The organism is Bacteroides sp. GM023, from assembly GCF_014750685.1.
In the GTDB taxonomy this organism is placed as follows: domain Bacteria; phylum Bacteroidota; class Bacteroidia; order Bacteroidales; family Bacteroidaceae; genus Bacteroides.
Genome location: NZ_JAAXGE010000003.1, coordinates 12,740 through 35,255 on the forward strand (window position 1 = coordinate 12,740; position 22,516 = coordinate 35,255).

At 40.0% G+C, this 22,516-nt stretch carries 16 protein-coding genes; 4 read left to right on the forward strand and 12 right to left on the reverse strand.

What is annotated here, in order from left to right:
* Positions 1 to 178 precede the first annotated feature (178 nt).
* Positions 179 to 1,279, reverse strand: a complete 1,101-nt coding sequence (locus HC965_RS06650) for a TlpA disulfide reductase family protein (RefSeq protein WP_191030757.1) — start codon at positions 1,277 to 1,279, stop codon at positions 179 to 181.
* Positions 1,280 to 1,417: 138 nt separating this feature from the next.
* On the opposite strand from HC965_RS06650, the gene potA reads away from it, so the two are divergent.
* The 4 genes from potA to HC965_RS06670 are packed head-to-tail and all read left to right on the forward strand — an operon-like array spanning position 1,418 to position 5,779.
* Positions 1,418 to 2,809 (forward strand): polyamine ABC transporter ATP-binding protein, encoded by a 1,392-nt coding sequence (gene potA, locus HC965_RS06655; RefSeq protein ID WP_191030758.1) that lies wholly within the window; start codon positions 1,418 to 1,420, stop codon positions 2,807 to 2,809.
* Positions 2,810 to 2,820: 11 nt separating this feature from the next.
* Positions 2,821 to 3,621 (forward strand): ABC transporter permease, encoded by an 801-nt coding sequence (locus tag HC965_RS06660; RefSeq protein WP_191030759.1) that lies wholly within the window; start codon positions 2,821 to 2,823, stop codon positions 3,619 to 3,621.
* Positions 3,615 to 4,409, forward strand: coding sequence for an ABC transporter permease (locus tag HC965_RS06665; protein ID WP_191030760.1), 795 nt, complete (start codon positions 3,615 to 3,617; stop codon positions 4,407 to 4,409). The genes HC965_RS06660 and HC965_RS06665 overlap by 7 nt, the downstream gene beginning before the upstream one ends.
* A 32-nt stretch (positions 4,410 to 4,441) precedes the next feature.
* Positions 4,442 to 5,779 (forward strand): ABC transporter substrate-binding protein, encoded by a 1,338-nt coding sequence (locus tag HC965_RS06670; RefSeq protein WP_191030761.1) that lies wholly within the window; start codon positions 4,442 to 4,444, stop codon positions 5,777 to 5,779.
* Between the two features lie 96 nt (positions 5,780 to 5,875).
* Here HC965_RS06670 and HC965_RS06675 read toward each other — a convergent pair whose 3' ends face one another.
* The 11 genes from HC965_RS06675 to HC965_RS06725 all read right to left on the reverse strand — a co-directional run bounded on the left by HC965_RS06675 (position 5,876) and on the right by HC965_RS06725 (position 22,252).
* The gene (locus HC965_RS06675; protein ID WP_191030762.1) at positions 5,876 to 6,568 is read right to left on the reverse strand and encodes a DNA alkylation repair protein; all 693 of its coding nucleotides are present in this window, start codon (positions 6,566 to 6,568) and stop codon (positions 5,876 to 5,878) included.
* Between the two features lie 102 nt (positions 6,569 to 6,670).
* Positions 6,671 to 7,333 carry a DUF4840 domain-containing protein gene (locus tag HC965_RS06680; protein WP_191030763.1) on the reverse strand — a complete coding sequence of 221 codons (663 nt, stop codon included), beginning with the start codon at positions 7,331 to 7,333 and terminating at the stop codon, positions 6,671 to 6,673.
* Between the two features lie 175 nt (positions 7,334 to 7,508).
* Positions 7,509 to 9,200 carry a response regulator gene (locus tag HC965_RS06685; RefSeq protein WP_191030764.1) on the reverse strand — a complete coding sequence of 564 codons (1,692 nt, stop codon included), beginning with the start codon at positions 9,198 to 9,200 and terminating at the stop codon, positions 7,509 to 7,511.
* 645 nt (positions 9,201 to 9,845) lie between these two features.
* Positions 9,846 to 10,379 (reverse strand): hypothetical protein, encoded by a 534-nt coding sequence (locus tag HC965_RS06690; protein ID WP_191030765.1) that lies wholly within the window; start codon positions 10,377 to 10,379, stop codon positions 9,846 to 9,848.
* Positions 10,379 to 11,371 (reverse strand): AAA family ATPase, encoded by a 993-nt coding sequence (locus HC965_RS06695; RefSeq protein ID WP_191030766.1) that lies wholly within the window; start codon positions 11,369 to 11,371, stop codon positions 10,379 to 10,381. The genes HC965_RS06690 and HC965_RS06695 overlap by 1 nt, the downstream gene beginning before the upstream one ends.
* Positions 11,372 to 12,329: 958 nt before the next feature.
* Complete coding sequence (locus HC965_RS06700) at positions 12,330 to 13,250, reverse strand: glycosyl hydrolase family 18 protein (protein ID WP_191030767.1); 921 nt, start codon at positions 13,248 to 13,250, stop codon at positions 12,330 to 12,332.
* A 157-nt stretch (positions 13,251 to 13,407) separates the two neighbouring features.
* Positions 13,408 to 14,904, reverse strand: a complete 1,497-nt coding sequence (locus HC965_RS06705) for a BT_3987 domain-containing protein (protein WP_191030768.1) — start codon at positions 14,902 to 14,904, stop codon at positions 13,408 to 13,410.
* Between the two features lie 40 nt (positions 14,905 to 14,944).
* Positions 14,945 to 16,273, reverse strand: a complete 1,329-nt coding sequence (locus tag HC965_RS06710) for a DUF1735 and LamG domain-containing protein (RefSeq protein ID WP_191030769.1) — start codon at positions 16,271 to 16,273, stop codon at positions 14,945 to 14,947.
* A gap of 18 nt (positions 16,274 to 16,291) precedes the next feature.
* Entirely contained in the window at positions 16,292 to 17,224 is a 933-nt protein-coding gene (locus HC965_RS06715; RefSeq protein ID WP_223854757.1) for a glycoside hydrolase family 18, read from the reverse strand.
* A 74-nt stretch (positions 17,225 to 17,298) separates the two neighbouring features.
* Positions 17,299 to 18,900 carry a RagB/SusD family nutrient uptake outer membrane protein gene (locus HC965_RS06720; protein ID WP_191030771.1) on the reverse strand — a complete coding sequence of 534 codons (1,602 nt, stop codon included), beginning with the start codon at positions 18,898 to 18,900 and terminating at the stop codon, positions 17,299 to 17,301.
* 13 nt (positions 18,901 to 18,913) lie between these two features.
* Positions 18,914 to 22,252, reverse strand: a complete 3,339-nt coding sequence (locus HC965_RS06725; protein WP_191030772.1) for a TonB-dependent receptor — start codon at positions 22,250 to 22,252, stop codon at positions 18,914 to 18,916.
* Between the last annotated feature and the right edge of the window lie 264 nt (positions 22,253 to 22,516).

Genomic DNA, 22,516 nt, shown 5'->3' on the forward strand with positions numbered 1-22,516 from the left:
CTGTTACTTTCAGATATAAAATTAGCCCCTGCAATCTTAGAAAATGCAGGGGCTAAATTTTTTCCAGCTTGGAGAGGATGTGTCAAAACTCCCCTTCTAACGAAATCATCCTCGCTACAACTATCTGTGGCGAGGATGATTTTTTATTTATAAGGGTTTTAACGCCCTCTCTCTTTTATTATTTTACAGCTTCTGCTATTTTAGCTTGAAGTTCTTCTCCATGTAAACCGCGGGCGATAATTGTACCGTCACCATCGATCAATACTGTGTGAGGAATACTGTTTACAGCGTAAAGTTGTGCGCCTTCACTTTGCCAGAACTTCAGGTCGGACATTTGCGGCCAAGTCATGTTCATTTTCTTGATTGCTTCTTTCCAGGCAGCATCGTCCTGATCGAGAGATACGCCAACGATTTCGAAGTTCTTGCCTTTGTTTTTAGCATATACTTCTACTAGATTAGGCATTTCGCGACGGCAGGGACCGCACCAGCTTGCCCAAAAGTCAACCAATACTACTTTACCTTTGCCTACGTAATCGGACAATTTCACTGCTTTTCCGTCAGGAGTCTGCATCTCGAAGTCAACGAACTTGGTGCCTACGGCAGTCTTTTTCTGCTTGTCAGTCAGTTCTTTGATTCTTGTGATTGCTTCATCATTCTGGAAGTTAGCGGGAATCTGTTGTAACAATGCTTCGTTTTCAGCAGTAGAATTATTGTAGAAAGTCTGTCTGAACAAGAATACGCCAACCGGGTTGGTGATATTCTTTTGTACGGCTTCTTTAATAATAGTGTCGTACTCTTCTTCCAGTTTGGCACCTTCCTTTTGTTTCGCTTCTTTCTGTTCGTCACTCAAAGTAGTGTCACCCATTGATTCATAGATGCCATTCATTTTTTTGCTGACAGCATTGATTTTAGCTCTGAGTTCCTGATAAGCATCATTGTTGATAGTACCGGTAACGGAATCATCATCTTTACCCAAAGTAACGTTAATCTTTCCGTTTTCAAGGAAGAAATCAACCATCAACGGTTCTCCGTTTACTTCACAAGTGACATAACGGTTTACAGCAGAATCCTGTGTACCTTTAAAAGTAAAAGTACCTTTGGAGATAACAGCCGTATCGAGTTTAGTCAAATTTCTGCCTGTAGCTTCCTGGAGATAAACAGTGTCACCGTCGGTTGCGCCCTCTACTGTACCGGTAACAACGTAGCCGGCTTTGTTTCCGGTACAAGCTACCATACCCAGGGCGGCTGTTGCGATAACTAAATAAGTTAATTTTTTCATGCTTTTGTAAGATTAGTGAATAAATATTTATGCAAAGATAGATTTTTTTTCTCTCGACTGCCGAAAAACACTGTTATATTAGATTAACACGTAGGTGAAAACCGCAGAAATGTGTACCTTTGCAGCCCAAACTTTAGTATGAATATGCAAGAAGATAAATCCATCATTGAGGTAAGCCATGTCTCGAAGTTTTTCGGCGAGAAAACAGCATTGGATGATGTGACACTGAACGTGAAAAAGGGCGAGTTTGTCACAATACTTGGACCTTCCGGTTGCGGAAAAACCACGTTGTTGCGTCTCATTGCCGGTTTTCAGACAGCTTCGGAAGGCGAAATCAGAATTTCGGGGATGGAAATAACACAAACTCCCCCTCACAAACGTCCGGTGAACACGGTATTTCAGAAATATGCCCTGTTTCCACATTTGAATGTATACGACAATATCGCCTTTGGCTTGAAGTTGAAAAAAACACCGAAACAGACCATTGAAAAGAAGGTGAAAGCTGCTCTGAAAATGGTAGGTATGACGGATTATGAATACCGCGATGTTGATTCCCTTTCCGGTGGTCAGCAGCAGCGTGTTGCCATCGCCCGTGCCATTGTCAACGAGCCGGAAGTGTTGCTTCTGGATGAACCGTTGGCAGCACTCGACCTGAAAATGCGTAAGGATATGCAGATGGAACTCAAAGAAATGCATAAATCTTTGGGAATCACATTTGTCTATGTCACTCACGACCAGGAAGAGGCGCTTACGCTAAGTGATACCATTGTCGTGATGAGTGAAGGGAAAATTCAGCAGATCGGTACGCCGATTGATATTTATAACGAGCCTATTAATTCGTTTGTCGCGGACTTTATCGGAGAAAGTAACATCCTGAATGGTACGATGATTCATGACAAACTGGTGCGTTTCTGTGGTACGGAGTTCGAATGTGTGGACGAAGGATTTGGTGAGAATACTCCGGTAGATGTAGTGATTCGCCCGGAAGATTTATATATTTTCCCGGTTTCGGATATGGCACAGTTGACAGGAGTGGTGCAGACTTCCATATTTAAAGGCGTGCATTATGAGATGACCGTGCTTTGCGGCGGCTATGAATTCCTTGTGCAGGATTACCATCATTTTGAGGTAGGAGCGGAGGTTGGTCTACTGGTGAAGCCGTTCGATATTCATATTATGAAGAAAGAACGTGTCTGCAATACTTTTGAAGGAAAGTTGCTGGATAACACTCATGTGGAATTCCTCGGTTGTAACTTTGAATGTGCTTCGGTGGAAGGTATTGAACCCGACACAAATGTCAAAGTAGAAGTGGATTTCGACAAGGTAATTCTTCAGGATAATGAAGAAGACGGAACATTGACGGGTGAAGTGAAGTTTATCCTTTATAAGGGTGACCATTATCATTTGACGGTGTTCTCTGACTGGGACGAGAATGTGTTTGTAGATACGAATGACGTGTGGGACGACGGCGACCGTGTAGGTATTACCATCCCCCCGGATGCTATTCGTGTAATTAAAATAATCGATTAACAGGAAAGGAAGTGAATAAGAGGTTTTTAGTCTTTTTGTCATCACGTAAGAGTTGGACTCTCCCTTACATTATTTTTTCGGCGATCTTTGTGGTCATACCGTTGTTCTTGATTGTTGTGTATGCGTTTACCGACGATAACGGTCATTTGACACTCGCCAATTTTCAGAAGTTCTTCGAACATCCCGAAGCAATCAATACCTTTGTTTATTCTATAGGTATTGCTATTATTACCACCCTTATTTGTTTTTTGCTGGGTTATCCTGCTGCCTGGATACTAAGCAACAGTAAGCTGAACCGTTCTAAGACGATGGTCGTTCTGTTTATTCTTCCGATGTGGGTGAATATCCTGGTGCGTACCTTGGCTACAGTTGCCCTATTCGACTTTTTCAGTGTGCCGTTGGGCGAAGGAGCATTGATATTTGGTATGGTGTACAACTTTATCCCCTTTATGATTTATCCTATCTATAACACTTTGCAGAAGATGGATCATAGTTATATCGAAGCTGCGCAGGATTTGGGTGCCAACCCCGTACAGGTCTTTCTGAAAGCTGTTCTTCCGCTTTCCATGCCGGGGGTGATGAGTGGTATTATGATGGTGTTTATGCCTACTATATCGACTTTTGCCATTGCCGAGCTGTTGACGATGAACAATATCAAGCTGTTCGGTACGACGATTCAGGAGAACATCAATAACAGTATGTGGAATTATGGAGCGGCACTTTCGCTTATCATGTTGCTGCTGATTGCCGCTACTTCTTTGTTCAGCGCTGACGATAAAGACAACTCTAACGAAGGAGGTGGGCTATGGTAAAGAAAATATTTGCGCAGACCTACTTGTGGATATTGCTGTTGCTGCTTTATTCTCCTATCGTGATAATCGTAATTTATTCATTCACCGAAGCGAAAGTATTGGGTAATTGGACGGGATTCTCCACCAAGCTTTATACTTCACTTCTTACTACCGGTGCGCATCACTCCTTGATGAATGCACTGATTAATACGATCACTATTGCCCTGCTGGCTGCAACAGCTTCTACCTTGTTGGGGAGCGTAGCTGCTATCGGCATCTTTAATCTGAAATCCCGTTCGCGCAAAGCGATTAGTTTTGTGAATAGTATTCCTATTCTGAATGGAGATATTATTACGGGTATTTCGCTTTTCCTTCTATTTGTTTCTTTGGGAATCACACAAGGATATACAACTGTAGTGCTTGCTCACATCACGTTTTGTACGCCTTACGTTGTGTTAAGTGTTCTGCCGCGTCTGAAGCAGATGAATCCGAATATTTATGAAGCTGCCCTCGATTTGGGAGCAACTCCCATGCAAGCCTTGTGGAAAGTCATTGTACCGGAGATTCGTCCGGGAATGATTAGTGGTTTCATGCTTGCATTGACACTGTCTATTGACGATTTTGCTGTAACTGTGTTTACTATCGGTAATCAAGGTTTGGAGACACTCTCCACTTATATTTACGCCGATGCCCGCAAAGGTGGTTTGACGCCGGAACTTCGCCCGCTTTCCGCTATTATTTTTGTTGTAGTGCTGGCGTTGCTTATCGCGATCAATTACCGGGCAGGGAAAGCGAAGAAAAAAGATTAATGGATTACTAAATGTGCTACTACGTAAATAATATGAAAAGAATAATTCCTGTTATCCTGTTATTGTTGAGTTTGACCGGGTGTTATAACTCCGGTGAACCTCGCGAGCGGGTTCTCAAAATCTATAACTGGGCGGATTATATCGGAGATAGTGTACTCGAAGATTTTCAGGCGTATTATAAGGAGCAGACGGGCGAAAATATCCGCATCGTTTATCAGACTTTCGACATCAACGAGATTATGCTGACGAAGATCGAGAAAGGCCATGAAGATTTTGACGTGGTTTGTCCTTCGGAATATATCATTGAGCGTATGTTGAAGAAGCATTTGCTTCTGCCTATCGATACGAACTTTGCCCATTCTCCCAATTATATGAATAATTTGTCTCCGTTTATTCGTGAACAAATCAATAAGTTGAGCCAGCCGGGAGAAGAAGCGAGCCGATATGCGGTATGCTATATGTGGGGAACGGCGGGTCTTTTGTACAATCGTGCTTATGTTTCCGATTCGGTTGCTTCCTCTTGGGATTGTCTTTGGAATAAAAAGTATGCCGGAAAAATCCTGATGAAAGATAGTTATCGTGATGCTTACGGTACGGCTATTATCTATGCGCATGCCAAGGAATTGGAAGAGGGGACGGTGACAGTGGAAGAACTGATGAATGACTATTCTCCACGTGCGATGGAACTGGCGGAAAAGTATCTGAAAGCATTGAAGCCGAATATTGCAGGTTGGGAAGCAGATTTCGGCAAGGAGATGATGACGAAGAATAAGGCTTGGTTGAATATGACCTGGAGCGGTGATGCGATATGGGCTATTGAAGAAGCTAATGCGGTAGGAGTGGACTTGGATTATGAAGTTCCCAAAGAAGGAAGCAATATATGGTATGACGGTTGGGTGATTCCGAAATATGCGAAGAATCCGAAGGTGGCCAGTTACTTTATCAATTTCATGTGTCGTCCGGACATCGCTTTGAGAAATATGGATTTCTGCGGATATGTAAGTTCGATTGCTACTCCCGAGATTTTGGAAGAGAAGACAGATACGACACTTACTTATTTTGCCGATTTGAGCTATTTCTTCGGACCGGGTGCCGATAGCATACAGATTGATAAGATACAATATCCCGATCGCAAAGTGGTGGAACGATGCGCTATGATTCGTGATTTTGGTGACAAGACGAAAGAAGTGCTTGATATTTGGTCGCGCATTAAGGGAGATAATTTAGGAGTGGGCATAACCATTCTTATTTTCGTTGTCGTTGCTTTGATGAGCGGTTGGATGATATATAAGAGATGGCAACGTTACAGTCGTCAGAAGCAACAGAGCCGCAGAAGCAGAAGAAAAAAGGTAAAGAGGAATCAACGCTAATTTCTCCGTATATATATTGAAAATAAAATAGCCCGGTGAACAGAATGTCGATAGCAGAATGTTCACCGGGCTATTTTTATATTGTCATTATTGTCATTATCGCCGTTTCATGTTTCGGAGCACGTCTTTAGTTTCCTTATCTACGCGAAGAGATTCGATCGTTTTCTGCAATGATTTATTATAAGTCCAGTTATCCAGTTTACTCTGTTTCAGATATTCCATTGTTTTTTCGGGGAACTTGATGAAGCAGATGGATATCATCCATGCCATAGCCATGCGTGCATAATAAGCATCGTGACAGAATGAGTCTGCGTATGCCAGCAATGAGTCGATATGCTCTTTGTCCACATAATGGAAAAGCATCACAATTCCGAATCGTATTTCGAATTCTTTGGGTGATGTCAGATAAGGCTGAATAAACTGCCACATAGTTTCTCTCCCCTTTTTTACGGCGGTCTTCAGTTCTCCGCAAAAGATGTCGCAAACAGCCCAATTGTCGATGCGGGGAACGAACATACTAACGTATTTCATTCGTTCGTCAATTTCCATTTTGGCTAATCCGATAGCCATTCCCTGAAGCATTGTCTCCTCATAAAACTTGGTATCTGTTGCTTCCACGAACATACGCCAGTCATCTCTTTTTACGATTTCTTTTGCCAATATTCGCAGTTGCGGAATACGTACACCGAGAATGTTTTCGGTTCCGGGGACCAGGGCAGAATGAAATTCCTGATACTTGGAGTCCACTAAAGCCTGCAATTCTTTCCGAATATTTTCTGTTGTAGTCATTTTTGTATAGTTCGTTATTTCGCAAAGGTATAAAAAAAAGAGTATGTCTTGTGCACAGACATACTCCATTTTTAGTTTTTTTCTTTCAATAATAGTTTTGTATTACTCCTTGACTATATTGAAAGTGAATGTTGTAGCAGGGAAATCAGTGAAATCTGCTTCACCGACTTTTACTTCTGTTGCTTTGATAATAAATGCAAGTTTTTTACCATCATAAGTGTACGTGCCGTTCTTTTCAGCTTCGATAGTCACTTTGATAATAATTTCGTCAGAGGGTTCTTCACCTTCTTCTGCTTGAGTCGGAGCAGGTTCATTAACGAATTTAATTTCTAGCGGTTCAGGTTTTAGTTGAAGTAAGATATTTGATTTACTTTCATCAAAAGCCGGTGTGTAAGGAATGTTGTAGTTAATATCACCCAGGTTTTCAATGATAGCTCCGGCATTTTCTTCACCAACGATGCTTTTGATAAGGTCGTCAACCGGGAGTTTCTTAATCATAATCTGATTGTCTTTTACTTCGGCAGTAATATCGGCTCCTGCCGGTTCTTCTCCCTCTCCTTTACTTTCCAAAGTTGAGACGAATGGTTCTGTCAGCATTTTGCCGGAATAGTTGCCATCAACATCTTTAAGGGAATATACAGGAATGTTTGAATCATCGTCATCACTGCTACACGCAGTAAAAGTAGTTACCAGGCTTAGTGCCATTGCAAATAAGACAAAGCGATTAAAACAACAAACTTTTTTCATTTTAGTTAAAGTTTTCATACTGTTTAAAAAATTAGATTATTAATTCTCAAAATTAAGGTGTACGTACATAGTGTAAATGCTACGATTAATAAAATACTGCATGAAGAAATAAAAAAAGAAAGAATTTTCTATATAAATATTGCATGAAGATCCCATAAACAGGGATCTTCAACTATAAAACTTTATTTTTCTTTTATTGTTTTTTCGTGATAGACTCGCTTGGCGTTATCCCAAAATACTCTTTGTACTTATGGCGGAAATTCTTCAGATTCTTCAATCCGATCATTTCAGGAAGAACATTGACAGAGTATTTCCCGCTTTCCAATAACTCACGTGCTTTTTCCATGCGGATCCGGTAAATAAAATATTTGGGCGCTTCTCCTGTCAGTGCTTTCCATTTATTGAAAAAAGCGGTTCTGCTCATATACAGTTCAGAGGCAATCTCATCTATCGTCAGATTTTCCTTATCTATATTTCTTAGAATAAATTCTTTCACCTGATTGATGAATGTATAATTACTTTCATCCAAGACTTTCTCTTCCTCCACCTCTAAAAACTGCTTCCCAAATACTTTTTGCAGGAATGATCTTCTTAGAAAGCGGTTGTTTTTGATAAGCACATTCATTTCTATCTTTAAATCTTCAATGTGGAAAGGCATATATAAGAATATGTCGGCCAGGGAACTTTCTCTTTTGTTACGTTGTCCTATGTCTATACGCGAACCGTAAAGGATAATGGGGATAACGGATGTCTCTCCTGATGTCTTTAGTCTTGACGACAGTTCATAGCCATACATTCCATGTAGCATTAGGTCGCAAATCACTAAATCGGGATACTCTTCTTTTATACATTCTAAGGCTTCAGCGCCATTTCCGAAACTTTTTACATTATAGTATTCTGACAAACGTTCTTCCAGGTAAAGTCTGAATTTCTCATTGCTGTCGGCGAGAACTATTGCGGGTTTAGCCGAGTTTCTTTTTTGTGAATCGTTACCGAATAATGCATCAATTTTTTCTTCTACCGGATTTGCCGCGATCTGTATGTTGGTATGCCTGGGAGTACTTTTCGGCGAATCTTTTGAAGGGAATTTCAGAGTAATGGTACGGTTGGGATGATTAATCAGAATCTTTCCATTACACATTTTTATTAGCCTTTTGCAGAATATATTTTTTGCAAAGTTGTATTCGAGTTCTTCTTTTCGTTTGAGTCTCTGCCGATTTTTGCATTTATAGCATTGAACTAATTTTATATTTTCAAAATCAGTGATTTTAATTTGCCAGTTTTCGGAATTTGAAGTGATTAGTAAAGTAATCGTTTTTTTTTGTTCGGTGTGGTCTATGGCGTTTTTTATAAATTTGTCGATGACCGGGGATATTTTGCTTTGGTCGAACCAGGCGCTTGCATAATGAAAGTCTGTTTTCATATTCAGCTTTACCGAGTTGTTGGCGGCATGCGTTCTTAAAGTATCAATCCTGTTTTTGATAAACTTCCCCAGTTCATATTCTGCGGAGTCCAACCTTTCGGAATTGACAAACAACTGTTTTAAATCCATTAACCACGTTAAATGTCTGTTGAGACAATCTATATTTTGAATGGCTAATGACAACTCTTGTTTTATATTTTCGGGACAGTTATCATTGCATACTATTTTCAGTGGAGTATGAATCAATGTGAGTGGGGTACGGATATTTTCAAAAGAGTCTATAAAATATTGAGTTCCCTCTTTGAGAATATTTTTTTCTTTCTGTATTGTAATGATATGATTTATAATCCAATAAATGGATATTCCTCCTGCCAGGAGCATTGAAGTAATATTTAATTGGTGAATAATAATTATCGCTATGGCGCTAGAAATGAGTGGGGACGTTTTAATTAAGTATTTCATATTAATTTCTGTTTAAGTAACGTCACTCAGATGAAATAAACCCATTCCTTTCGTTTGAGAAAAAAAGAGGAAATTCACTATCCTGACATTTTGAATCATTCTTTTGAGAAATGGTGAATATCCTCTAAGTAACAATAATTGATTTTATCAATTTTATTTAATGAACGCTTTGTTTACTGCATAAAAAAGTGCGTAGGGGAGCGTATTGTATATTGGGTATTATTGGAAAATATCTCAATAAATACCGTTTTGCATTTCCTCATATATATAAACTGAAAAGATAATCTGGCTTAGGTTTCTATAAGAAGGTATGATTGGCATCTTTTCTACGAAGTAAAAATACTTATAAGTTGTAACAAGTAGATGTTGCAATTTGCATTGAATCCTAGTTAGTTCTTATTTGGTTTCAATAAAGAGATAATTGGTGTGATGTTGCTGTATTTTATTAATAAATTGATGTTCAAATACCTGTAAAAGCGTAAAAGAGATGTACCATTTTTCCATCAGGTACATCTCTTCTTTATTTAAACAGTGCCAATACTGTATTTTTCGGCTATCAAATCTTTCTCAATGTTTCCAACAACTCACGTGGTTTTTCCATACGGACACGGTTTATAAATTCTACAGGAGCTTTTATATTGTTAGTTATTCGGTTATCATATTTTTTAATTCTTCGCAATCCGCCTCATATTGTTTAAGTTTCAGGTACTTGATCCAACTTTTTAGGATAGTAATTTCTTTTGCTTTTTTTATTGCATTGAGTAGTTTTTTGAAAGTGGGATCCTCTTTGCTCGTTACTTGTTTGGTTCTTTTGGTGAAAGACTTTAAATCAGACGGCAAACCGAAATCTTCCATTGTAACATTTGTTTCTGATGCACATTTAAGTATAAAACTATCCATTGCGGGATAAATCATTATCAGAAAATGAGGTTTTGATGGATGTTTGTATAAATAAAGCGATTCACTATGGGCTACTTCTTCAAATTCTTCTACATATTTTACTTGCTTTTTATCTTTGTCGACGATGCCTATGGCAAAACTATCTTTTAGTTTCTCCTGCATTGTTTTTACAACAGTATTACAACCTTTTTGGTGATTATAACCTTGAGGGGTTGGAACTAATGTTTCAATACAATTGGTGTCGATGAAACATTCCGGAATAATATATAATTCGGCCATTATTTTAAGAATGTTTCAGTATTAAAGAAAATATCAGCCCCATATTCATACATTTCTTGTAGTTCATTAGAAGTCGCTCTTTTAATAATAGTTTCTCCGTTTTTAAAGTCTATTAGAAAAATAGCCAAATCTTTTTCGGCTTGTTCCAATAAATCGTTTACCACATAAGGACTGTGTGTTGTTATAAAGAATTGGTTCTGTTCCGAGTTGATAATCTCTTGTGTAATTTTTGAAATGTAGGGTGGATATGAATGTGCTTCCGGTTCCTCGAAAATTAATACAGAGTTTTGATTACTTTCAATCGCAGCTTTATAAAATATCATTCGTTGCAGTGTATCAGCAATAGAATGAAAGGGTATTAGAAAGATTTCTCCAGCACCTTTTTCTTTCATTATTTTTATTTCCTGACTATTTGTGTCGAAGACATATTTCAGCCCGTACTCTTTGAATGTTTCAGTCAACTCTTTTTTTAGTTCAGTTTGCTGGGTGACTACTGTCATTAAGTTACTTCCATCGGGTGGGAGAAGATAGTTTATTGAAACTTTATCCTTCTCAAAGATTGTTGGGTAGAAATAACTTTTAAATGGATTGACAGCTGAAAGGTCATCTATATTTTTCTTGGTAGATAATAATAAATTGCTGAAAGGTAATGTGATAGTTTCTTTATCGGAATAAGACAAAGTAACATTGATGCCTTTAGAGTCCATTTCAATTTTTGCCTCCATATTGTCTGCTTTCACAGATATATTCTGGTCGATATTGCCATTAAAAAAAAGTTCCGCATCGTTTTCTACCCGGATAAATTGTTGGATACTTTTTTTCTTGCCATATTTCAAATAAGGTAAGCAAAAAAGTGACAAAGCCTCCAATATGTTACTTTTTCCAACATTTGGCCTTCCGATCAGCAAATTTACTCTTTTACACTCGTTGAGTGAGATTTCTTTAATAGATTTAAAATTACTGATATGTATGGAATTTATAAACTTCTGCATAGGGCACTCTTTTGAATTTGACATGATTGCAAAGATAGATAATCTATGTTTGTAAAGCAAAAAAAGGATAAGCTTTCTACTATCTACCTTATCTATCGGAATAAAATCAAAAATCAATCGCAGGTTGCAGAATGAATAGCTGCATAAAAGAATATATTCATTAGGTCAATTTAAGGTTTTCTATAGCATAAACTAATACATTCAGGCGTTCTATTAGCTATCTTATACGGGTGATTTAGTCTGCCGCTGTTGAGTAACTGTCGGGATACACAACTGTGACACGCTTGTTGCACCAGTCTGTCCGGATGGATGCACAAGTGTAACTTTATAGCTCCTTTATTATTGGATAGGCTATGTAGTGAAAAAGTGCAGTTTTCTTCTGATAAAAGGTGAAAAGACTATAGATGATTTTTGTAAACTTATAGAAAAGATGGCGGCTTTTGAGGGGTAAAGTGCTGATTATTAATAATGCCACATTTTTGTTTCTCCCCTTATAATATTTAAAATAAGAGCAAAAATGTCACAGCGTTTAAAGTTTAAAAATCTCCGGTTGTTATTACTCTTGTTTTTGCTTGAAACTTTCCCTCTGTTCATGTTCAAGGTAAATAAAGGCGGTACGCGCTTCGGTGTTGTAAACCACGGCTAGTGATACTATTTGTTGGAGAGTACCAGTTTGCTATTGTCGGCGTAGTGTGTTTTGTTTTCCTCGGCGGTGAATTGTAATTACTGCAAGGGGAATTCGGTGTCACCAAGATGAAAAAAATAGTACTACTTTTTGTTGGGTATCGTCGATGTAGATGCATCGAATAGGGGAATTGTTGTAGTCTTTGCCTTGTCAATTATTGATACAATAAAATGCAGAGGAAATTTATATCAAATAGAATAGAGCCTCCTTCTTTTTGGGAAGGAGACTCTATTACGATTATTTCATCAGAGATGATTTATAGAGAACTTTCAATTAATAATTCTTTGAATAAGATTTTCCGTCATAAGTACAGGTGGAATTAAATGCGCCTTGTGCAGCTGCATTCAAAGTAGTTACTTGACTTGACATTTTTAGATCGTAATAGCAGATTGCACCATAACCATTGTTAAGTGTATTTTGTGCATTACTTTTGACTGTTCTTATTGATTGCGAACTATTAAAGTTGATGGTATAAGGTGCCCATTTTGATTTTGGCATTCCAAAGTCTGTTCCATCATAAAACCAATTGAATGAAGAATTCATCCCGTAGTCTATGTTGTCTGTTACGCCTGAAAGTTCGGAAGTGTAACCATAGTCGAATACAGTAATAGTTTTGTTTGGCATCTTATTACGAAGTGCAGTTATTAATTTAGAGAAAGAACCCGTACTTCCGGATGGATATCCGTTTCTTCCATATTCTGCCCATTCGTCATCAAAATCAACACCATCCAGATTATAAGTAGTAACTGCATTGGCAACAGCTGTTGCAAATTGTTCAACTTGGGCGTCGGTCATATTAGCAAATCCCAATCCCGTATGGTCACCTAATAATCCCAGTAATACCTTGATTCCTTTGTCTTGAAGCGGCTTCACAAGCGTATCCTTGTTGTCAAGAATGTGTTGTATATTAGGATTATTATAAAGAATAGCATTGTCACCATCGCCACGAATATTGGCTGCGAATAATATCACATGAGTGAAGAATGATTTTCCATCCATTACGTATGAACCTGCATTCAAAGGATTGACATCATTTGCTTCTATATAAACGATGTTTTGGATAGAAGTTGCAGCACGTGTTGTAGTAGTCTGCTGAGCGCTGGACTGGTCTACTAAGTTCTCATCATTGGTACATGCATTGGTAACTAATGCCAATGAACATAAGCTTACAAAATAATAAAATAATTTTTTCATAAATCTTTCATATTAGATTTGGTGAATTGGTTTATTATTGAGTCTTTTATTTTTAGAGAAAAGGCTGATAAATCTCAAAAAGCAGTGAATGTTTTCCTCCTTCCTTCTGGGGATTTAAAGTTAGTAATTAGTTTGTTATATGCGCATATCAATTTTTTCAATAATCTTTTGGTACTAAAGGGATATATATGCTTTCATATCCACGTGGACCTATTTGTGTGGCATCATATTCATCATACAAGTTATTGTCACTACCCCATATCATATACCATACATATTTGTTATCAGTCGCTAATGATACATTTTCCACTCTATTCACTACGAATACATGATTTATATTTTCATCTGTCATAGAAAGATTATTTTCAATTTCATTTATTAAATAATCAATTTCTTCATTCGTTGCGTGTATATCAGAGTTTAGTGCTCCCCATTTCTCTTTGCTAATTCCGGCAATGGGATTGCTCCACCACGAGTCGGGATGTTCCCAAGGGTTAATGATTTTGTTGAGTTGGTCTGTCCAAGCATAATCAACAAGGTTACCTAATTTGATTTCACTTTGGTCATTCATAATTCCTTCCGGTGATTCTTTAGTTTGTGTATAACTGATAATTTTATCACTGCCTAAAGTCTTTCTTAGTGATGCAACAAATTTACATAAACCTTTTGATAAATCAAAATTATTCTCTGTATTTTTTATCTCAAATTCACAATCGTATAAGTTTACACCATCTAAATGATATTTATCTACTATTTTCTTTATTTCGTAAATAAATTTATTCATTTGATATTCATCTAAATTGGAGAATCCAATCCCTTCTTTTCCACCCTTGATAGCAATGCAAACTTTATGTTCCGCTTGTTGTAAGGGGGTGATGTATTTATTCCTGTGAGACAATACATATTCCAGGTCGTTTTTAAAATATAGATAAGGAAGATTGCTCTCATCCTTCCAGACGGTGGCAAATTGCAAGTTGACGATGTCGGCTACATTAAAGTAATAAGTAGGCTTACTTGTCGTGAATATGTGCAATTTGTTTATAATTAGAGGATTGGTGAGCTCCGGATCTACTCCAACTATTTGAATATAGTTTTTTTCTGTCCACTCATATTCCGGCATCGTTTCTCCCCATACGTTTATTTTATAATACAATGTATTTCGTTCTTGTGAAAGTGCGGATGCGCCGTTGTTGGCTTTCACTGTAAGGGGAAGGAGATAAGTGCCTGCTTCAAGGGATTCATCGAAAACGAATGTGGTGGTTATCGTGTTCGATAATTGCTTTCCACTCTCCAAAGTAAGTTTTCCCTCACTACTCAACGTGACGAACTGTGACGGAAACGATTTGTACTCTGTCTTGTTTGCTTCGTTGTAGGTATCTACCTTGGAATCATCAATGGCTACGGTGTAGGTGGATGCTTGTATTGCCGGCTCGGTAAGTTCGATACGAAGTTCGTCGCTTGCGTTGGCTTGCTCTAAATTTATGAGAGGGTTTTCTGCATAATTAATGCTCCGGAGTATCCCCATGGATATGCCGATTCCTCCCGTTTCAGGAAATGTTCCGTTTATGGGAGTGATATCGTCTTCTTCGCAAGCGGTGAAAACAAAACCTGCGGCAAAGGCAAATGGCAATATGTATTTCAATATTTGTTTCATATCTAAGTCTTTTAAATTAAAGATTCATACTTTTTATCACTTATTCTTTTTTGTTCACCTGAGGTACTTCGAGCCCTGACGGCCAAAGATCTTCGTCTTTCACTTCATACTCGTTTTTGGATTGGCTATCTTTCCAATAACGTACAATTTGTGCATTATTGCCCCATCGGGAATAGTCTTTGATGTCGTTGCCTGTTCCTTCATTAAATTTCCAGTAGGCAGCGAGATGCTCTTCGGTAGTAGGATTATTTATGTCATACATATTTTCCCATATCTCTTGTGGTGTGCGTGCTACATCCCAAATTCGAACTTCGCAGACGTTACCATTCAGCTGGCGGTCGATAAGCCAACGGTCGTTGTAAGAGCGTCCGATGTAGAAGAGCCAGTCTCCGTCACCCTTTCCGGGAGAACTTTCCTGCACGCGGTTAGCAAGGTTGATTTCGTTAAAACTGGTGCTGGAATAGTCTGTGTTGCGGCTTTGTTCTTTTCCGTTGACATAGAAGATTATAGTCTTTGTGGCAATGTCGTATGTAAGAGCAAGGTGATACCATTCTCCTGCGTTAAGAAGTTTTGCTTTACTGCTTTCAGGAAATTTGCCGGCAGGAGTTTCTACTTGTAGCTGCTGACGTGGAAATCCTGCATCTCCGACACGGAAGCAGAGGTGCCCTTCGATGCCCATCAGGCTGGAAATGTCAGTGTTGTCGTCAAATTTATTAATGCGTACTATCATTTCATAGGTGACTGCTTTCATCCCGTTTAGATGAGCGGCGTTGCCGCTAGGTTCCTGGCTTCCGTTGGGAACGTAAAATCCCGGTACTTCAATATAGCAATACTGAAGATTGACGGCGGTGGTGATAGCACTGGAACGTTTTACGACATACCAATAAGTGGAAGAGCCGTCAAGTAAACCGATTCCCTGTGCTGAAGTGAGGGTGACAGGACAGAGGTAGGCTTTGTCAATTTCAAGTTCTGTAAGATCATTAAAATAGATATGTACAGGTTGAGAATTAAGCTTTCCGGCAGGTATGGCAGTCTCGTTAGCCTCCAGGCGATAGTGCTTGGTAGGCAGAACATCGTATGAAGTATTATTACGCATATTATAATCGACTACTCGGGAAGGATCAACAGTAATACCGACACTGACTTCCGCATCTGCGGGGAATGCCAGGCGGGCAGTGAATTCTTTTTCGAGTTTAGTGATTGTTTTGTTGAAGGTCATCGTTTCCGACGTTTTGGTTTCGGCCATGCTGAGGTATATGCTGTTGTCACAGGGGGTGCGCTCGGTATAGTCGGTATTATCACAGGCACCGGCAGCGAATAGCATAAGAAGAGTTACCGGTAGTATTGATAGTTTTCTTTTGTTTTTCATATCTGTTCCTCCTGTTAGTTATTTTAAGGGTGATGGATTAAGGGTCTGTATCGATTTCCGTGTCTCTTGGTAAGTCGCATTGGCATGTGCATAATCTGCTATTACATTTTGTATCAACAAACCTTTCACGGGACCTGCGTCTATCACTTGTCGGGTAAAGGCAGGCAGCTGGTCAACGGCTTTCATATCTACCGTAACGGTTTTATCCGGATTGGTAGTGATAAGTAGGCGGTTGGCTGCTATGCCGGCATAGTCGGTAGCTTGTTGAATTTGTGAGTGAAGCCGGCTGATGTTATCTGCGGAAACAGTGTTGAGTATATAGTAAGAGAACACATCCCGATCAGCTTGGGGGATGAATAGTGGATCGGCCTCCAGATAAAAGGTTTTGCCCGTTTTTGCCTGTTGGATTAACTTGTCCAGTAAAGTACGGCGCATTTCTGAAACAGATGTATAATCGGGGTCGTCGCTGTTGATGCCCAGACTGCCTGTGTAGATGATGGAAGCCCCGTCAAGATTATGCTCATTGATAATGGTGAAGAGTTTGTCGAGTGTGGTGCCAACCTCTGTAGCCGTTTTTTTACCGGAACTGACGGCTTCATCGTAAATGGTGCTTAAGTTGAAGCTTGCCATTACTTTAGTGCCGAAATGCTGCTGTAAAGGCGGAAAGTCTTCAAGATCGGATTCTGTCAGGGCATCGGCATGTTCCAGAATAACTGCATCGAGGCTGTCTGGCAAGGAACGAAGATAGTTTTGTTCTCCGGCATTATCGGAACGTCCGTTGTCGAAGCGTGCGAAAACCAGATAGTGGGCACGCGTTTTGTAGTCGCGTATGGCTTGTGCATAGCGGGCAAATAGCTCCGGATTCTGGTCTTCGGGCAACTGGGGAGCTATGGTCAGGCTTTCCGTTTCGGTCCAGTCGTCACATGAGACGGTGAGGAGCCCGGTTCCCAAGGCAAGGGTAGCGGCTGCCAGTAGGTTGAATAGGATATTTCTTTGTTTCATAACTTTTTATGCTTTTATTTTATTTAATCTGTCGTTTTCTTGTCCCACCACACTTGAGTGCCTCCGGTGTCGCCGCCACTGTTGTGGCTGCTTTCTTGTATTAGCAGATTTACGGCATCAGGCATATGAGCGGCGTTCTGCTTGTATTCTTCCGAAGGGTACATGAGTCGGCGCATGCCACGTTCGGTGCTCACATTGCGTCCGTTGTTAACTTTGACAGGGAGTAATTGGGGGTACCCGGTCCGGCGATGTTCGCTCCATGCTTCAATGCCGTTAGGGTATAATGCAATCCACTTTTGTGTAATGATACGCTCGAGATTCTCTTCGAATGCTGCGTCGTTGGTAGCGGTGTTCCACTGCACGCAAATTGTGCTGACGGGTGCGGATTCTGTGTAAGGACCCAAGTTGTCTTTATATGCCATGGGCGTTGCGGTGCTTTGCAAATATTCATTGCTTGCGCTGACGCCATGTTCCTCGCAGGAAAGTTTAATACCTGTTTCATAGAATGTTTTTGCTTCTCCGCCCATGTTCCATTTACGTAATGCTCCTTCGGCGCGAAGGAATGCTACCTCAGCAGCAGTCATCCACACATAAGGATCGGTAGCTGTCATCAGACGATTGGAATATGACTTGATGAGCATATCGTCATTCATTACTGAATTAATGCCAATGCGAATACCAAAATAGCTTTCTGTATCCCCGCTTTTTATTTTTGTGAAATAGGCGGCACGACGTGGATCGTTATAGCCGTTCATGTATGAAACGATGTCGGCGCCTGCACGGTAGTCATTCCAGTCGTTGAAACACAAAGCGGAGCGGTTCTCGGCTACATGGAACATGGCATTGTCTGCATTCTTTTCGATTACTCCTGCTGCTACGGCATTCTCAGCGATAGTCTGAGCTTCTCCTGTCATATCGGTATAGGTAAGACGCATAGCAAGGCGAAGTTGTAGTGAATGAAGGAATAATCTCCATTGTTTTAGATTGCCATAGTAAACATCATCCAGTTTCTCATATCCGCTTTCGCCTTCGACCAGATTGTCGGCGAGGACTTGGTCTGCTTCTTCCAGTTCTTTAAACATTTGTATGTAGACATCTTTCTGTGAGTCATATGCAGAGCTTAGTCCGTCGGTTTCTATGGCGCTTCCGTCTTTTAAAACTTTGCTGTAGGGGATAGGTCCATAAACATCTGTGATGCGATGCATGATGGCTACTCTCAATAATTTTGCCAAAGATTGGGCTATCGGACTATCTTCCTTTTTAAGAATTTGAAAATAAAAAGGATAGGTGTCGGAGATAACATCGCAGAATGGAGCTTTCAGCCAGTCTACCTTAGGATTATAGGTGGAATATTTTTCGAGCCATGCTGTACGTGTGTCGCCAAAATATCCGCTGTAAGAACCACCGCACATGGCTTCCATGAATTGGTAAAGATGTTCCTGCGTTGGTATAACAAGACCTTGCATTCCTCTGATGACGGATCCCAGATCATAATTATCCTGACCAAGTTGTTTTTGGGTTACTTCGTATTTATTGCGGTTGATGTCCGCATCCATGCAACTTTCCAATGTCGGAAACAGCAATAGTACGGTTAGTGTAAATAGTGTATACTTTATTTTTTTCATGTGATTCGTAGTTTTAGAAGTTTATCTTTACGTTGAATCCGATATTACGTGTGCTTGGCATCATAAAGTAGTCGATTCCTTGATAATAATTGTCTGTAGTAGCTACCGATTCAGGATCGAAAGGAGCTTTACAGTAAATCATCCAAAGATTTCGTCCTACGAGGGATACGTTAATATCGCATATGTTATTTAGCCAGCGTCGAGGGATGGTGTATCCGATATGAGCTTCCTGTAGACGAAGGTTTGTAGCATTGTACGTGTAGTATTGGGGTAATCCGCCTCCGCTTCCAACAGCTTCGTACCATCTTTGTGCGGATATTTTGGAACGTCCGTTGATTATAACCCCGCCTTCATCGCGCGCTTTGGCCGAAGCTTCTGAAACTCCGTACTGGTCAAGAGCAGCTTGTGTCGCGGAGTAAACAATACCTCCCAAGCGGCAGGACAGCAGGAAGCCGGCGGAGATACCTTTGTATGAAAATTCATTATTCCATGCTAGATGAGCTTTCGGAAAGACACTGCCTAACTTGATAGGAGCCACATTGGCGTCTTTTGATAAAGTGCCGTCAGCATTTAGTTCGATATATCCTTTGTCGTTGGTTAGAAGAGCTGCCTCAGAGTATAGGTCGCCCAATGTTCCCCCTTCTTTCAGTATAAAGCGTGAACTGCCCAGGCCGCTCATTTCCAGTTCAGGCATATTGATGATCTGTCCGGTTTCTGGGTGGAGATAGTTTTTTACCAACTCTATGATTTTGTTCTTGTTCCATGAGAATGTGATGCTGCTATTCCAGCCAAAATCACTCCAATGATGCCCGTAAGATAACATTCCTTCCACACCCATGTTGCGTACATAGCCGGTTTGTACATAAAGCGTCGAATAGCCGGAAGATACGGAAATCTTCGGGTCGAAAGTTTGGTTATAAGTGTTAGCGTAATAGAAAGAACCACTCAAACGGAAATCTCTGAATATGGTGGCATCCACACCTGCTTCCCACGAATCTGTGCGTTCGGGATATAGCTTTCCGATTGGATAGTGTGTCTTGGGTGTCCATGATTGTGTGTTGGCATCGTATTTATATGTAGGGACAGTTAGAAAGCGTGGATAAGGCATGCCTACGGAACTGAATGAACCGCGCACTTTCAGATAGTCTATCCAGCTTGGCATTTTCACCATTTCACTAATAACTGCTGAAAGTCCTACAGAGGGATAGAAAAAAGATGTCTGGGTAGATCCTTTTAGTTGTGAAGCCCAGTCATTACGACCGGTCAAGGTGAGGTAGAGCATGCTTTTCCATCCTACTTCGACACTGGCGAATATAGACTGAGTCATTTCTTCCCAGCCTTCCTGGGTAGCACGTTTTTTGGTATTGTCTAAATCAAATACGTTGAATACATTCGGAATACCTTTTTCTTGTATTGGACCGTTATAACCTAACATGTCATAGCTGTTATTGCTAAGCGATGTACCTATATTGGCTACGATGGTAAAGTCGTTTAGTCGTTTGTTAATGTTTACCAGAAAGTCGGCATATGTTTGCGTATTATTACTTTTTTCTATGCCGTAAAAACCCTTATCACTGCCTTCTGTCAAGGTAGCGATAGTTGTAGCATAAAGCTTTTGCTCGTAAGTGTTGTTTGAGTTATCTATGCGGATGCGTCCGGAAAGGTTCATCCAGTCGAACACGTCGTAAGTGAGCCCTGCCGAAAGCATGTAGCGTTTTTTATTGTTTTCACGAAGGTTGCGGTAAGCTATCCAATATGGGTTTTGCATACGAAGATCACCTTCTCCCTGTGGCCAGAATTGCACATTGATTTTGCGTGCTTCATTATAACGTTCAAATGTTTTCACTACCGAAAAATCGTCGCCACGCGGGAAAAGATAGGCTGATACCAATGGGTTGGAATATTGCCCCTGATTGGTCATGTTACGGTCATTTTGGATAATGTAACTAGCTCCTACGTCAAGTTTTAGTTTATCATTCAGAAAACTAGTCGTATTGCGGAAGGTGAAGTTATATCTGTTGTACCTATTGTTTGGAACTAGTCCGTCTGAGTTTAAAGCGGCTGCTGAGAAGAAAGTCTGATTTTTCTCAGTACCGGTGGATAGGGTAATGGAGTTGTTATATATGGCTCCTGTCTCAAAGAAATCAGTTGGTTCATATCCGGGGCTGTTGCTCATTTTGGGTCCCCAACTCCAAATAGTTGACCCACTAGTTTTTCCATTACTTCCTGTGCCATAGCGGTTTTGGAATTCGGGCATAGAGAATGGTTTTAGCCAATCAATGCCACTGGATACACTAGCCTGTAGTTTCCCTATTTTTCCTTTTTTGGTCGTAATTACAATAGCACCATTAGCTGCATTGCTGCCGTAAAGTGCTGCCGCTGCTGCGCCGGTTAGTACGGACATGCTTTCGATATCATCTGGATTGAGATCGGCGATAGCTTCTGTGGCGCCACGTGAACCGAATTCTGTATCACCGCCGCCACCGAAATTGTACATTGGTATACCATCGATAACATAAAGTGCATTACTGCTCTGTTCGATAGATTTAGTACCACGCATAACTACTTTGCTGGCGCCACCCACACCAGAAGAACTGCTGTTGATTGTTACACCTGCTACTTTCCCGTTCAGGCTGTTGACGAAATTGGCATCTTTGATTGTTGTTAGTTGATCGCTTTTTACTTGTTGTACATTATAGCTCAAAGCTTTTTGCTCGCGTTTAATACCGAGGGCGGTGACAACTACTTCATTAAGTTGTTTTGCGTCTGATGCCATTTGTATATTGTATGTGTTCTGCATACCTACTTTGACGCTCTGCGGTGTGTAACCCACGTAGCTGAAGTTTAGCAAACTTCCAACAGGGCTTTCGATAGAGAAATTGCCGTCAATATCAGTGATTACTCCGGTAGCGGTTCCTTCTATATGAACGTTTACTCCGATAAGCGGCTCGCCTGTTTCATCCTTTACATGCCCTGTGATACGTTTGACAGCTGCTTCCTCCTTTTTTTTCTGTTGGGGGATAATCATTATATACTTTTCTTTATACTGGTAGGTGAATCCTGTTCCTTCCAGTATCTTTGAGAGGGCACCATCTAATGGTTCATTGGTTATGTTGAGACTGATAGCTGTTTTGTTTTTTAGCTGAGAATCGTTGTATCCGACGGACATGCCGGATTGTTTTTCAACGAATTTAAGGGCCTCAATGACTGTGATATCTTTCTTCTGGATCGTAATCCGGATGTTGTTTTTCTGGGCGAATACTGCTGTCTGCGTCAGCAAAAAGCCTAAAAGAAGTATAAAGCTTCCTATTTTCGCCGTTTTATCTGCTATAAATGTGTATTTTTGTAGCATTTACTTTCGTATTAGTTTGTTAACTTAGGGTTTTATTCTCATAGTAACGAATGAATGGGGCATCTCATCTTAAGTCTGTCGCCATTCCGAGAGTAAAAAAATGATTTCATATCCGGGATGAAGTGTCGGCTTCGTTCCGGATACTTTTTTTTATGCTTTTCTTGATTTAATGGTTAGTATATTTCAAACTAGTTAAATGTATGTATTTATTATTTTATATATTAATGATTATATTGTTTTTATATATTTACAAATTTGTACTTT

Coding starts and splice junctions, on each gene's coding strand:
- HC965_RS06650 (WP_191030757.1), bottom strand. CDS start 1,279: ATGAAAAAATTAACTTATTTAGTTATCGCAACAGCCGCCCTGGGTATG.
- potA (WP_191030758.1), top strand. CDS start 1,418: ATGAATATGCAAGAAGATAAATCCATCATTGAGGTAAGCCATGTCTCG.
- HC965_RS06665 (WP_191030760.1), top strand. CDS start 3,615: ATGGTAAAGAAAATATTTGCGCAGACCTACTTGTGGATATTGCTGTTG.
- HC965_RS06670 (WP_191030761.1), top strand. CDS start 4,442: ATGAAAAGAATAATTCCTGTTATCCTGTTATTGTTGAGTTTGACCGGG.
- HC965_RS06675 (WP_191030762.1), bottom strand. CDS start 6,568: ATGACTACAACAGAAAATATTCGGAAAGAATTGCAGGCTTTAGTGGAC.
- HC965_RS06680 (WP_191030763.1), bottom strand. CDS start 7,333: ATGAAAACTTTAACTAAAATGAAAAAAGTTTGTTGTTTTAATCGCTTT.
- HC965_RS06685 (WP_191030764.1), bottom strand. CDS start 9,200: ATGAAATACTTAATTAAAACGTCCCCACTCATTTCTAGCGCCATAGCG.
- HC965_RS06690 (WP_191030765.1), bottom strand. CDS start 10,379: ATGGCCGAATTATATATTATTCCGGAATGTTTCATCGACACCAATTGT.
- HC965_RS06695 (WP_191030766.1), bottom strand. CDS start 11,371: ATGCAGAAGTTTATAAATTCCATACATATCAGTAATTTTAAATCTATT.
- HC965_RS06700 (WP_191030767.1), bottom strand. CDS start 13,250: ATGAAAAAATTATTTTATTATTTTGTAAGCTTATGTTCATTGGCATTA.
- HC965_RS06705 (WP_191030768.1), bottom strand. CDS start 14,904: ATGAAACAAATATTGAAATACATATTGCCATTTGCCTTTGCCGCAGGT.
- HC965_RS06710 (WP_191030769.1), bottom strand. CDS start 16,273: ATGAAAAACAAAAGAAAACTATCAATACTACCGGTAACTCTTCTTATG.
- HC965_RS06720 (WP_191030771.1), bottom strand. CDS start 18,900: ATGAAAAAAATAAAGTATACACTATTTACACTAACCGTACTATTGCTG.
- HC965_RS06725 (WP_191030772.1), bottom strand. CDS start 22,252: ATGCTACAAAAATACACATTTATAGCAGATAAAACGGCGAAAATAGGA.